Source organism: Vicinamibacteria bacterium (assembly GCA_035570235.1).
GTDB lineage: Bacteria > Acidobacteriota > Vicinamibacteria > Fen-336 > Fen-336 > DATMML01.
Genome location: DATMML010000075.1, coordinates 1 through 13542, shown reverse-complemented (window position 1 = coordinate 13542; position 13542 = coordinate 1). Strand labels below are relative to the sequence as shown.

General features: G+C 68.8%; 9 protein-coding genes. 3 read left to right on the top strand and 6 right to left on the bottom strand.

Annotated features, from left to right (window positions below):
* Window positions 1–42 precede the first annotated feature (42 nt).
* From VN461_13675 to glyA, 5 genes are all read right to left on the bottom strand, one after another.
* A complete protein-coding gene (locus tag VN461_13675; protein HXB55832.1) occupies window positions 43–1968 on the bottom strand; it encodes an ATP-dependent DNA helicase in 1926 nt (641 codons plus the stop codon).
* Window positions 1969–2047: 79 nt separating this feature from the next.
* Window positions 2048–3340, bottom strand: coding sequence for a hypothetical protein (locus VN461_13670; protein HXB55831.1), 1293 nt, complete (start codon window positions 3338–3340; stop codon window positions 2048–2050).
* Window positions 3341–3520: 180 nt separating this feature from the next.
* A complete protein-coding gene (locus VN461_13665; GenBank protein HXB55830.1) occupies window positions 3521–4570 on the bottom strand; it encodes a PDZ domain-containing protein in 1050 nt (349 codons plus the stop codon).
* Window positions 4571–4790: 220 nt separating this feature from the next.
* Entirely contained in the window at window positions 4791–5597 is an 807-nt protein-coding gene (locus tag VN461_13660; GenBank protein HXB55829.1) for a ThuA domain-containing protein, read from the bottom strand.
* 132 nt (window positions 5598–5729) lie between these two features.
* Window positions 5730–7004: a serine hydroxymethyltransferase gene (glyA, locus tag VN461_13655; protein ID HXB55828.1), complete on the bottom strand. Its 1275-nt coding sequence runs from the start codon at window positions 7002–7004 to the stop codon at window positions 5730–5732.
* Between the two features lie 166 nt (window positions 7005–7170).
* Here glyA and VN461_13650 point away from each other — a divergent pair, with 166 nt between their 5' ends.
* The 3 genes from VN461_13650 to VN461_13640 all read left to right on the top strand — a co-directional run bounded on the left by VN461_13650 (window position 7171) and on the right by VN461_13640 (window position 11697).
* Entirely contained in the window at window positions 7171–8337 is a 1167-nt protein-coding gene (locus tag VN461_13650) for a class I SAM-dependent rRNA methyltransferase (GenBank protein ID HXB55827.1), read from the top strand.
* A 100-nt stretch (window positions 8338–8437) separates the two neighbouring features.
* Window positions 8438–11041 carry an ATP-dependent chaperone ClpB gene (gene clpB, locus VN461_13645; protein HXB55826.1) on the top strand — a complete coding sequence of 868 codons (2604 nt, stop codon included), beginning with the start codon at window positions 8438–8440 and terminating at the stop codon, window positions 11039–11041.
* A gap of 92 nt (window positions 11042–11133) precedes the next feature.
* A complete protein-coding gene (locus VN461_13640; GenBank protein ID HXB55825.1) occupies window positions 11134–11697 on the top strand; it encodes a hypothetical protein in 564 nt (187 codons plus the stop codon).
* A gap of 30 nt (window positions 11698–11727) precedes the next feature.
* Here the strand turns inward: VN461_13640 and VN461_13635 are convergent.
* The coding region (locus VN461_13635; protein HXB55824.1) for a bifunctional serine/threonine-protein kinase/formylglycine-generating enzyme family protein at window positions 11728–13542 on the bottom strand (1815 nt) is incomplete at its 5' end.

Sequence of the window (13542 nt, the reverse complement as noted above, 5' to 3'; positions counted from 1 at the left end):
GTCCCCTCCCCGCCCGACGCGGCGGGAGCGGCCGCAGAGCGTTCAGCCCCCGCTGCTTAGGAACCGCTCCACCTCGGCGAGGTCGTGCACGAGGCGGGCGGGGGGCAGGCTGGCCAGGAAGCGCTGGCCGTAGCTCTTCTCCACCAGGCGGCTGTCCAGAACGGCCAGGACGCCGCGGTCGGCGGCGGAGCGGATGAGCCGCCCCAGGCCTTGCTTCAGCATGAGGATGGCCACCGGAACCTGGTAGTCCGCAAACGGATTGCCGCCCCGGCTGCGGAGGCGCTCGATGCGGGCCGCCACCACCGGGTCGCCGGGGGAGGCGAAGGGGAGCTTGTCGATGATCACGCAGGAGAGCTGGTCCCCCACCACGTCCACCCCCTGCCAGAAGGAGGCGGTAGCGAGGAGCACGGCCCCGGGCGTGTTCTTGAAGGTCTCGAGCAGGACCGGCTTGGGGGCCTCGCCCTGGATCAGCAGCGGATAGTCCAACCGACCCGCGATTTGCTCGGCCACCCGGTTCATGTTCGCGTGAGAGGTGAAGAGAACGAAGGCGCGGCCCCGGTTCTGCTCGACCAGCCGCACCACCTCCTCCGCCGCCCGCTCCACGAAGAGAGGGGACTGGGGTTCGGGCATGCGGCGCGGGACATAGAAGATGGCCTGGGTCTCGAAGTGGAAGGGGGAAGGCAGGAGCAGCTCCTCCGCCCCTTCCAGCCCCAGGCGGGCCTTCACGTACTCGAATCCCCCGTCCACGGCCAGAGTGGCCGAAGTCAGGACCGCCGCCCGCACCTGGTCGAAGAGCAGTTCCTTCAGCCGCTGGGAAACGTCGATGGGGGTGGCCTTCAGGAACACGCCGCGACCCCTCGTCTCCACGAAGTAGACGTGGTCGTCGTCTTCGGCCCGGAGCACAAAGGCCAGCTCCGCGGCCAGCACCTGGGCCCGGCTGGCCAGGCCCGTGAGCGATTCGGGCCGGTCGGGGAGGGCGAGAACCGCCGTGCGCAGGCCCACCAGGCGGCTGAAGAGGGCCCCCGACTCCTCCGCCATCCGGGCCGTCATCCAGTCGGGGCCGAGGCGGCGGCCCTGGCCCTGGGCCAGCAGCTTGAAGACGCCCTCGGAGCGGTCGCGAACGGCCTCGATCTCGGCCCGCACATCGCGGGCGTCCAGCTTAGCGGCCCGGAGTTCCCGCTCCGCGTCGCGGCAGAGGTCGTCCACGCGGTGGGAGGAGACCTGCAGTCCGAAGTACTGGGTGGCGACGTCCTCCAGCAGGTGGGCCTCGTCCAGGATCACGGTGTCATAAGGAGGAATGACGTGGCCGTAGCTTCCATCCTTGACCGCGAGGTCTGCGCAGAGGAGGTGGTGGTTGACCACCACGAGGTCGGCCTCCAGGGCGTGCTGGCGCATGCGGGTGACCCAGCAGGGGTCGAACTCCGGACAGGACTGGCCGATGCAGTTCTCGCTCGCGGCCGAGATCTCCCGCCAGAAGTCCACGGAATCTGGCAGGTCCGCGACCTCCGCCCGGTCACCGGTGACCGTCGCGGGTGCCCAGGCCTCCACCGCCCGGAAGAGCGGGATCTCGTCCGTGCGCCGAAAGCTTCCGGCCTGGGTGAAGGAGCGGAAGCGGAGCAGACAGAGGTAGTTCCCCCGGCCCTTCATGACCGCCACCGATAGATCCCGGCCCAGGGCTTTTGCCAGGAGAGGGAGGTCCTTGCTGAGCAGCTGTTCTTGGAGGTTCTTGGTCCCGGTGGAGACCACCACCCTCCGGCCCAGCTCCACCGCGGGCAGCAGGTAAGCCAGGGTCTTGCCGGTGCCCGTGCCCGCCTCGGCCAAAAGCACGCCACCGTCCGCCAGGACCCGCCCCACCGCTTCTGAGAGCCGGCCCTGCGCCGGCCGCTCCTCGTAGCCGGGAAGGGCGCCGGCCAGGAGGCCGCGCGGCCCGAAAAAGGTGGAGAACGTGGAAGGGGTGGAGGCGCTCACGCCCCAATCTTAGCGCGGCGCAGGCGGCGACCGCGGCTTCAGCAGGTCTCCCTCCCGAAAAGCCGCCGCCCGCAGGGGCTCAGGAAGGATTTTTCATGCTCGGATCGTCGTTTGGGTTTACGTACGTCATCTCGAACGGTCCCAGGCCGTGAATCTGGATCTCGGTCTCACCTTCCGCCCAGGCGAAATGGTGCCTCTGGGGACCGACGTAGCTGAATCCCCCGACGGGCAGCGCTCTCCCCCTGCTCTCGTCGAACGTGCTTCCCGCGCCCACGTGGAACACGCCGGAGAGCACGGTGACGTTCTCACGGGTGGGACGCCAGTGGGGCATGATCTTGTAGCCGCTTGGCATCTTCAGGCGCACGGCGTAGGGCCCGGTCGATTCGAGATCGCCGGCCACGACGGCGATCTGAGCGTTGGCGGGCAGGTTTTGAGGCGCCGGCCCCCAGAGAAGCTCCCCCGCCGCCACCATCAGGTGGTCGGGCAGGCTGGGCGAGGGCGCGGAGGCGGCCCTTCCCCGAGGCTTCCCTTTCTGGGGCGTCGCTGCGCCGCGGCGCCGCTTTCTCAGGATGACGAAGTGGTTGGCGTACCTGGAGTAGCCGGAGTATTGCGCGGCGAGGCGCTCGTAGGTGTCGGCCGTCCGGCGGTCCGGCTCCGCCCCTGCGAACCGGCGGGTGATCCATTTCCTGGAGGCTTCGACGATGACCCCGCCCTCGCCCTTGGTCCTGCCCCTTTCCCACCGGAAGCCGCATTTGTCGAGCACCAGGCCACCCTTGGAGGCTCCCTCCCGGAAGCGCTGCTCATTTCTCCCGAGCGTGTCCCCGCGCGTCCCCGCGGGCGGTGTCGGCTTCCCGGGGGCATAGCGGATGCGCTCGGGGTCGAAATCGTAGAGAGGGCTCGAGTTCTGGAAGAGATGATAGAGCCGGCCTCCGGGCCGCAGGTACCTCGCGATGACGCGCAGGACTTGCGGGCCGGTGGGTTGCAGGCCGTGCGTGCGGGGGTGGAGCAGGTGCATGTGGATCTCGTCGAACCGCTCCTTGCTCAGGACGCATTCAAGCTGGGCGGCGAGTGTCTTGGGGTCGTGGAGGTCCAGCTGCGTCAACATGAATCGCTCCCTAAGGCGGCCCTGGAGCGCGTGGTCGTCGCCGCGCAGGCCGACCTCTAAGGGCTTGCCGTCGGAGTGCTCGGGGTGGGCGGCCTCGGGGCCGGGGCGCGTGAGGGTCTCGAGGCTCTGCAGCCCGAAGAGGCTGACGTCGATGCCGGTGTAGTGGATCTCGCGCCGGGGCACGCGCCGGGCCACAGTCACCCGCAGCAAACCCGCTCCGCAGGCCAGGTCCAGCACGCGATAGGGTCTCTCTCCGCTCTCTCTCATCCCGTCTCCTGGCCGCGATGGAATCGATCCGATTCCCTAAGCCGTGCCCCGATGCCGCCCGGATGCGCCGGCGCGCTGCGTCTGGCAGCCCATCCGGCATGCCCGAAAGCACGCCCGCTGCACCGACGGGTCTTTCGAGCACCCAACCTTCGCTCGCCGTCCCGCTCTGCAGGCTCGGATCTAGCGGACCTGGGCGGGAATCTTGATCTCGCGGTCCTCCCGCTTGCCTTCCCTCTCGAGGATCACCCGGATCTTCCTGCCCATATTGGCGCGCATGGCGAGCTTCAGGTCCCACACCGAGGCAACGAGCTGGCCGTTGGCCGACACCAACCGGTCTCCGGCCCGGAAGCCTAACTCGTGGGCGAGTCCGCCCTTGGGGACCACGGCCAGCATGTTCGGCGTGCTCTGGAAGTATTTCACGCCGAGATCGAAGTCCCGGGCGTCCGTGGTCAGACCCAGCTCTCCTCGGTGGTCCACGGGCACGGCCTCCGTGAACGGCTTCGAGCTCTTGAGCACGGCCAGGGCTTCCGGCGGGAACACGAGCGTCGGTTCCAGGGCTCGGGCCTGAGAAAAGAGGTCGTTGGGGGTCCCCATCCAGGAGTTCGCCTTCTGGGCTTCCGTGATGGCCTTGCTCATGAGGTCGATGTACTTGTCCGCGGCGGCGGCGATCTTGAGCACGCTCCCCACCATCCGCTTCCGGACCACCTCGGAAGGGTCCATCGTCTTGAGATCCTCAATCTGCTCCTTCAGGAACTCGTGCGCAGTGTGGAGGGCCAAAGCCAGGTTCTGGTCGTGGAAGCCCCAGGACTTGTCCAGGATGGACGCCGCGTACTCCCCCGCCAACTTGAGGTCCGCGATGCCGATAAAGACGCGCGCCGCCAGCCGGTCGAAGTCCTCGGCGGTGTAGACCACTCTGGCCTCTTTCAGCCGGATCAGCACCGCCTGCGCGCCCGCCTTGACGTCCCGCGTTTCTTGCCACTGCAGCTTTCCGTCGCTGCTCAAGGCCACGATTTTGTGGGGGCCGACGGAGACCGTCACATCCTTGGGAACCTCACTGTTGGCCTTCAATCCCCCGACGGATTTGCCGTCGACTCTCACCTCGCAGGCGAAGTCGCTCTCGAGCCGCAGCACGGCCCCGGGCGGGGGCGGCTTCGTGGGGTGTGGCGTTGGGGTTGGTCCGATGATGGGAACAGGAGTGTCCTGCGCCCGGGCCAGATGGGGTAGAACCAAGAGCCCCAATCCAAAAGCAAACGGGACCCACCTTAGGCCCTCGGCTCGGCGGGCCCAGGATGAAGAAGCCCTCATCTCTTGACCTCCTGTGAGTTCGGCAATCTTACCTTCTCAGGCGAGGGAGGCTCCAGACGTGCCCGCATGCCGGGACGACGGTCCGCATCGAGCCTCCCCCGGAGGCTACCCGTTCTTCCCGCCCTTTATTCCCCGTGCCCGCCGGCTATCGGGCGCCGGGGGAGGGCGGAATCGTGACCTGGCCTGTCGCCGCCCACTCGGTGCCGCGCTGGAGGGTCAGCAGAAACCCGTCGTTCTGCATGGCCTTGACGTCGTGGCCGAGCGCGGTCGAGAAGACGCGTCCGGCACCGTAGGAGAGCGTCCAGATCAGAGGCTCATCCTTGCCCGTGCCGCAGTTCTTGCCGTCCGGGGCACAGTGCTTGGGATCGTCGAACGCCGTGGCCAGCACGTGAATGTTCGGCTGCATCGACAAGCCATGGTAGAGCTCGTCGGTGACGTCAAAGGACGGCGGGAGCCCCTTGGTAATGGGGTCTTGGGAGTCGACGATCTTGACCGTGAAGGCATGGTAGGGCGCATGGCCACCCGTCGCCCGCCAGGTGCCCCCCACGAGTTTGTCGAATTCCGGCCAGCCGTTGAAGGCCCCGTTCGAGCCGTGGTAGCACACGAGTCCCTTGCCGTTGCGGACGAAATCGAGCATGGCCTGGCGCGGGCGCTCGTCGAACCAGAGCTCGGGCTTCCTCTGGTCACTCCAGTTGAGCACGAGCACGTCGTAGGCCGCGAAGGTCTCGGGCCCGTTGCCGCGGACTTCCTCGTTGACGTGGACTTCGAACCGCCCGCTACGCTCCAGAAAATCGCGCAGGACGGGTGTCGTCTCGCGCCACTTGTGGCCGTGGACCCCGGTCAGGATCAGAACCTTCAGTTTCGGGGTGGCGGGTGTCGCGGGGGGAGCTTGCGCGGGCAGGAGGGTGGCGGCAGTGAGAAGCAGGAGGGCGGCACGGCCCACCGGGAGCATGGCTAAAGTCTCCTTTCTCGCGACTAATCCCGAGTCGGGGCACGACCGTGAGATCGCGATCAAGCATAAGCAGCAGCCTTCAATTAACGGAGCGCAGTTCACGCCCCTCCCGGCCAGGCTCTTTCCCGACCCTCACGCCTGGGCCAGGGCCCGGTCGTAGTCCTTGAGCCGGGACGCATAGAGCGGGAAGCGCGCGCAGAGGCGGCCCACCTCGCGCTTGACCTCGGCCAGACCGGAGTCGCTCTCCACACTCTGCAGGGCTCGGGAGATGAGCCGGCCCACCTGCTCCATCTCCGGCTCCTTCATCCCCCGCGTGGTGAGGGCGGGCGTGCCCACCCGGATCCCGGAGGCGACCATGGGCGAGTTCGTGTCGTAGGGGATGGTGTTCTTGTTGACCGTGATCCCCGCCCGGTCGAGGGCCGCCTCCGCGACCTTGCCCGTGATCCCCCGCGCGAAGACGTCGATCAACATCAGGTGGTTGTCGGTGCCCCCGGAGACGAGCCGCCAGCCCTCATCGCGGAGGGAGGCGGCCAGGGCCTTGGCGTTGGCCAGGATCTGGGTCTGGTAAGTCTTGAACTCGGGCCCCAGCGCCTCCTTCAAGGCCACGGCCTTGGCCGCGATCACGTGGACGAGGGGGCCCCCCTGCACGCCGGGGAAGACCAGCTTGTCGAGCTCCTTCGCCCATTTGGCTTGGCAAAGGATCATCCCTCCCCGGGGGCCGCGGAGGGTCTTGTGGGTGGTGGTGGTCACGAACTCGCAGTGCGGGACCGGGCTCGGGTGCAGGCCGGTGGCCACCAGACCCGCGACGTGGGCGATGTCCGCCATCACCACCGCCCCACAGGCGTCGGCGGCTCTCCGTACCGCGGGGAAGTCCAGGGTGCGGGGGTAGGCGCTGGCCCCGACCACGATGACCTTGGGGCTGTGCTCCCGGGCCAGGGCGGCCAGAGCGTCATAGTCTATTTGCTCGTCCTCCTTGCGCACCCCGTAGGCGACCACCTTGTACATGCGCCCGGAGAAGTTCAGGGGATGTCCGTGCGTCAAGTGACCGCCGTGGGAGAGGTTCATGCCCAGGATGGTGTCCCCCGGCTTGAGCACCGTCATGTAGACGGCGGTGTTGGCTTGGGCCCCCGAGTGGGGCTGCACGTTGGCGTGGTCGGCTTGGAAGAGCTCCCGGGCGCGAGCGATGGCCAGGCTCTCCACGACGTCGGCGTACTCGCAGCCCCCGTAGTAGCGCCGGCCGGGATAGCCTTCCGCGTACTTGTTGGTGAAGACCGTGCCCAGGGCCTCCAGCACGGCCTCGGAGACGAAGTTCTCGGAGGCGATCAGCTCCAGCTGTTGGCCTTGGCGGATCGTCTCCTGGCGGATGGCGTCGGCGACCTCGGGATCGGTGCGAGCGAGGTTTTCCATGGGTGGCCTCGGGATTCTGGCCGGCCGTGAGGGTCGCGACCGGGACCCCCGAATCTTATCACCCGGCTGCCCCGCCTCTGGCGCGGGGCGCACGGCGGCGCCGGAGAGTATATCCTGGGCCCTCGGGGACCACGGCCCCAGGCCCCGGCACCCGCCCAGGAGTCATGTGATCGAAGGTTCGGTAGTGGTCGGCAAGAAGGGAGAGGCGCGCATCCAGCGCGGTCACCCCTGGGTCTTCCGCTCGGACGTCGTCCGCGCGGAGGGGCTCAGCCCGGGGGCGCTCGTGCGCGTCGAGGGGGCGAGGGGCCGCCCCCTCGGATTCGCCTTCTTCTCCTCCCGTTCCGAGATCCGCCTGCGGATGATCAGTCGCGCCGAGACCCTGGCGGAGACGTTCCTCCGCGACCGCCTGCAGGCCGCGATCCGCTGGCGGGAGACGGTGGCGTCGGGAGCCGGGGCCTGCCGCCTCGTCCACGGCGAAGGGGACGGCCTGCCCTCGCTGATCGTCGACCGCTACGGCGACCACCTCGTGGTGCAGACGCTCTCCCAGGGGACGGAGCGCCGGAAAGGGGACTTGGTCCGGGACCTGGTGGAGCTACTCGCCCCCAAGGGGATCCTGGAGCGCAACGACCCTCGGGTGCGCCTCCTGGAAGGGCTCGAGCAGCAGGTCGGCCTTCTGCACGGGGAGGTGCCGGAGACGGTGGAGGTCAGCGAGGGAGACGTTAGGTTCGAGGCCGACCTATGGAAGGGGCAGAAGACCGGCCTCTTCCTCGATCAGCGCGAGAACCACCTCATGGCCCGGGGCTACGCCCGCGGCCGCGTCCTCGATGGCTTCGCCTACCAGGGGGGCTTCTCTCTCCAGGTCGCGCCGGGGGCGGAGGAGGTGCTGGCCGTGGACGTCTCCGCCGAGGCCCTGGCGCGGCTCCGGCGCAACGCCGAGCGGAACGGGCTCAAGAACGTGACCGGGCAGGACGCCAACCTCTTCGACCTTTTGCGCGAGCTCGACGACCGGGGCGAGCGCTTCTCGACCGTGATCCTGGATCCCCCCGCGTTCGCCAAAAGCAAGGACGCGGTTGCCAAGGCGCGGCGGGGCTACAAGGAGATCAACCTGCGGGCCTTGAAGGTCCTCGAGCCCGGGGGCTGCCTCATCACGTGCTCCTGCTCCTACCACGTGAGCGAGGCCGATCTGGAGGGCATCCTGACGGAGGCGGCGGCGGATGTCGGGGCGGTCGTGACGGTGGTCGAGAAGAGGCGGCAAGCCCGGGACCATCCGGTTCTTCTGGGCGTGCCCGAAACGTACTATCTGAAGTGCTTTGTCCTTCGTAGATTGAGCTAACTAGTTCAATATTAATCGATTGCAGTATATGAATTATTACTCATATTAGTTGACATCAATAGGCTAAGGTCCTATATTGTGGGTCGGGAGGTTCCGGCTCATGAGACTCGATCAGTTTACGGTCAAGGCCCAGGAAGCCCTCACCTCCGCCCAGACGGACGCCGAGAAGAACGATCACCCGGAGGTGACCCCCGAGCACCTGCTCCGGGCGATGCTGGTCCAGGAAGGGGGGGTGGTTCCCTCCGCCCTGGGCAAGATGGGGGTCCCGACCGGCGCCCTCCAGGGCGAGGTCGAGGCCAAGCTCGGGGCCCTGCCCCGCACCCAGGGCACCTCCACCGCGGTCTCTCCCAAGCTGGACGGCGTCTTGAAGGCAGCCCTCCGTGAGGCGGAGGCACTCAAGGACCAGTACGTCTCCACCGAGCACCTGCTCCTCGCCCTCCTGGAGGGCAAGACACCCTCCGCCGAGGCGCTGAAGCGTCACGGCGTCACGCGCGAGAAGCTGCTCGCCGTCCTGCGCGAGATCCGGGGCAACCAGCGCGTGACCGACCCCAACGCGGAGGACCGCTACCAGGCCCTCGAGCGCTACGCCCGCGACCTCACCGCTCTGGCCCGCAAGGGCAAGCTGGACCCCGTCATCGGCCGCGACGACGAGGTGCGTCGCGTGATCCAGGTCCTCTCCCGCCGCACCAAGAACAACCCCGTGCTCATCGGCGAGCCGGGGGTGGGCAAGACGGCCATCGTCGAGGGCCTGGCCCAGCGGATCGTCTCCGGGGACGTGCCGGAGTCGCTCAAGAACAAGCGGGTGGTGGCCCTCGACCTGGGCGCCCTCATCGCGGGTACCAAGTACCGGGGGGAGTTCGAGGACCGCCTGAAGGCCGTCCTCAAGGAAGTCCAGGAGTCGCAGGGCGAGATCATCCTCTTCATCGACGAGCTGCACACGGTGGTGGGCGCGGGCTCCGCGGAGGGGGCCATGGACGCCTCCAACATGCTGAAGCCCGCGCTGGCCCGGGGGGAGCTGCGCTGCGTGGGGGCCACGACCCTGAGCGAGTACCAGAAGTACATCGAGAAGGACGCCGCCCTGGAGCGGCGCTTCCAGCCCGTCTACGTGGGCGAGCCGGACGTCGCGGAGACCATCGCCATCCTGCGGGGGCTGAAGGAGCGCTACGAGGTCCACCATGGGGTGCGCATCCAGGATTCCGCCCTCGTGGCCGCGGCCACCCTCTCCCACCGCTACATCGCCGATCGGTTCCTGCCCGACAAGGCCATCGACCTCATGGACGAGGCGGCGAGCCGCTTGCGGATCGAGATCGACAGCCTGCCCACCGAGATCGACGAGGTGGAGCGTCGGATCGTGCAGCTGGAGATCGAGCGCCAGGCCTTGAAGAAGGAGAGGGATAGGGCGTCGCGCGAGCGCCTGGAGAAGATCGAGAGGGAGCTGTCCGACCTCAAGGAGCGCTCCGCGGGCATGAAGGCCCACTGGCAGCAGGAGAAGGAGGCGATCGGGAAGATCCGGTCCCTCAAGGAGAAGATCGAGAAGACGCGCTTCGAGGCGGAGGAGGCCACCCGCGCGGGCGACCTGGGCAAGGCCGCGGAGCTGCGCTACGGGACGCTGCCCGCCCTGGAAAAGGAGCTCAGCGTCCAGAACGAGAAGCTCAACGCTCTGCAGTCCAAGCAGCGGATGTTGAAGGAGGAAGTCGACGCCGAGGACGTGGCGGAGGTGGTCGCCAAGTGGACGGGCATCCCCGTGACCCGCATGCTGGAAGGAGAGGTGGAGCGGCTGCTCCACATCGAGGACCGTCTCCGCCAGCGCGTGGTGGGCCAGGACGAGGCCCTGCTCCTGGTGGCCAACGCGGTCCGGCGATCGCGGGCGGGGCTGGGGGATCCGCGGCGGCCGGTGGGCTCCTTCCTCTTCATGGGCCCCACCGGGGTCGGCAAGACGGAGCTGGCCCGCGCCTTGGCCGAGTTCCTGTTCGACGACGAGCGGGCGCTCATCCGCCTGGACATGTCGGAGTACATGGAGAAGCACGCCGTGGCCCGCCTGATCGGCGCTCCCCCCGGCTACGTGGGCTACGACGAGGGGGGCCAGCTCACGGAGGCCATCCGCCGCCGGCCCTACGCGGTGGTGCTCTTCGACGAGATCGAAAAGGCGCACCCCGATGTCTTCAACATCCTCCTCCAGGTCCTGGACGATGGCCGCCTCACCGACGGCAAGGGCCGGACGGTGGACTTCCGCAACACCGTGCTCATCATGACCAGCAACGTGGCCTCCGACCTGGTGCAGGAGATGGCCCAGCGGGAGGCGGACGCCGAGTCCTCGAAAGGCCGGCTCATGGACGCTCTGCGGCGCACGTTCCGACCGGAGTTCCTGAACCGCATCGACGAGATCGTGATCTTCCGGGCCCTGGGCTCGGAGGAGATCCACAAGATCGTGGACATCCAGCTCGAGGACCTGCGAAAGCGGTTGCGCGAGCGGAAGATCTCGATCACGCTCTCCCCGGAGGCCCGTGACCTCCTGGCCCAGCGCGGCTACGACCCTGTGTTCGGCGCCCGGCCGCTGAAGCGCACGATCCAGCGTATGGTCGAGAACCCGTTGGCGGTGGAGGTGCTGGCCGGGCATTTCCAGGAGGGCGACCGGATCCGGATCGATGTCGAGGGGGAGACCCTGGGCTTCCGCAAGGAGGCGGCGCTGGCCCAGCCGGCCTGAGCCACGCCGGCCCCGCCGACTCCGAGACCCCGAGTTGACCTCCGCGGCCACGCGCGCGTAGTCTGCCTGCCAGGATCGGGGGGTTCGAGCGGATGGGGCTGAAGATTCTTGCCGCCGGCTGCTCCAAAGAGGACCGCGAGCGGGTCGAGCACCGGGTGAAGGCGGTGCTCGGCCAGCGCCCGGCCGGGGAATCCTGGTCGGTCTCGCTCGTGAAGACCCGGGGAAAGTGGTCGGTGACCCTGGACGGCCCCGACAGCCGTCTGCGGGGCTTCACCTTCCTCTCCTCGGAGCCCCGGCTGTCGGCGTCGCTCACGGAGGCGCTCCAGAGCACGGGTTTCTTGGGTCCTTCCCCGGAGGGCCCTGCTTCGCCTTCTCTGCCTCCTCTGCCTCCTCTGCCTCCTTCTGCTCCCGCGCCCCCCGCGCACCATTCGCCGATCACCTCCGCCCCCCGGCCCATGGCCGCGGGGGAGAGGCGGGACCCTCACGAGTGCGGGGACTGCGGGAAGCCCTTTCTGGTCTTGTACGAGGCCCAGGCGAACGAGCCCCTGGAGACGGTGTCGGTGGCCTGCCCCCACTGCTGGGAGCGGAATGTCGTGGCCATAGGGCAGTGGGCGGCCACCGGTCGCGACTACCGAGCGGAGAAAGTCAATCGTTGACGCCCGGGCGGCGGCCCGGAGCGGACGCCCTCAGGGGCGGGTGTCGTCCCGGGCGCAGCGCAGGCCCACGTAGATGCTGCGGCTGACCGGCACCAGGTGGTTGCGGAGCGAGACCCGGAGGCCCTTTTGGTTGGAGTTGAGGGCCCCGCCGCGCAGGACGCGCTCGCTGCCGCTGCTGGGCCCCACGGGGTCCGTGGCGGGTGTGGTCCCATAGGCCCGGGCGGCGTACCAGTCGGAGCACCACTCCCAGACGTTGCCGCTCACGTCGTAAAGGCCGAAGCGGTTGGGCCGGAAGGAGCCCACCCGCTCAGGCCCCGATCCCCGACAGGCGCCGCCGTCGTCGAACTTGGCGCCGTTGGGAGCACCCTCCCGGCAGACCGGGCTCTGGTTGCCCCAGGGGTACCGGGCCCCCTCCTGCCCCCCGCGGGCCGCGTATTCCCACTCCGCTTCCGTGGGCAGCCGGCCCCCCGCCCACTCGCAGAACGCCGCGCCGTCGGCCCAGGTCATGTAGACGATCGGCTGCTCATCGTTCGTCCAGCCCGCGTTGAAGGGGGGCGCGGTCGGCAGGGGCCGACCGGCGGCGGTGCTGAAGCGCTTGTAGGCCCCCACCGGAACCTCCGTCCGGCCCAGCCAATACCCGTGGCTGAGGTGGACGCGATGCGCCGGCTTTTCGTCCGCGTAGCAGTCCCGGTCGGCGGAGACGCAGCCCATGGCGAAGCGGTCGGCGGGCGGAATAAAGACGTACTCCAGGCCGTCCTTAGGGTTTTGGCGGACCTCCCCCGCCCGCGGCTCGGGGGCAGGCGCCGCTTGTGTGGGGGAGGGAAGAATCTCCGGCGTGGGGGCAACGGCAGGTGGCGCGGACGAGACGGCGGCGGCGGGCGCAGGGGACGGGGGTTTCGCGGCCGGCGCCTCCCGTCGCTCCCGGGCGAGGAGCAGGGCCAGAGCCACCACCCCTAAGACCGCCGCTCCCCCGAAAAGCGCGCGCGGAGACGGCCACCGGTTTGGGGCCGCCCCCGCGAGGTGCGGCTCCGAGACGAAGGACGCTTCCGGGACGGGTGGTTTGTGCTCGGCGGCGGGGGCCGTCACCCCCAATCCCCCTTTCAGGGCCTCGACCAGGGCACGCGCGGACGGCCAGCGGTCCTCGGGCTGCTTGGCCAGACCGCGGAGCAAGGCCCCGGCCAGAGGCTCCGGCAGGCCGACGGGGACGGGCACCGGATCCTGGACGTGGCGCATCAGCAGCGCCACCGGAGTGTCCGCGGTGAAGGGGACGCGGCCCGTCAGCATCTCGTACGCGACCACGCTGAGCGCGTAGATGTCGCAGCGGTTGGTCGCGGCCCCGGACCGGGCCTGCTCGGGCGCCATGTACTGGGGCGTGCCCGCCAGCACCCCGGTCTGGGTGAGGAAGGTGGACCCTTCCGTTATCCGGGCCACTCCGAAGTCCGCGAGGTAAGCGCGGTCTTCCTCGTCCAGGAGGATGTTGGGCGGCTTGACGTCGCGGTGGACGACCCCCTTCAGGTGGGCGTAGTCGAGGGCCGAGGCCACGTCCTCGAGGATCCGCACCGTGCGGCTCCGCTCTATTGGCCCTTGGCGGAGAAGGGAAGCCACGGTGCCTCCCGCGATGAGCCGCATGGCCATCCAGGGGACCCCCTCGTCGATGCCGAAAGCGTGGATGGGCACGATGTGCGGGTGTTCCAGGCGGGCGATGACCTTGGCTTCGCGACGGAAGCGCTCCGAAAAGCTGTCGTCGTGCAGGAACCCGGCGGGCAGGACCTTGAGGGCCACGTACCGATCCAGGTCGGTCTCGTAGGCCCTGTAGACGGAGGCCATTCCTCCCTTCCCGAGGGT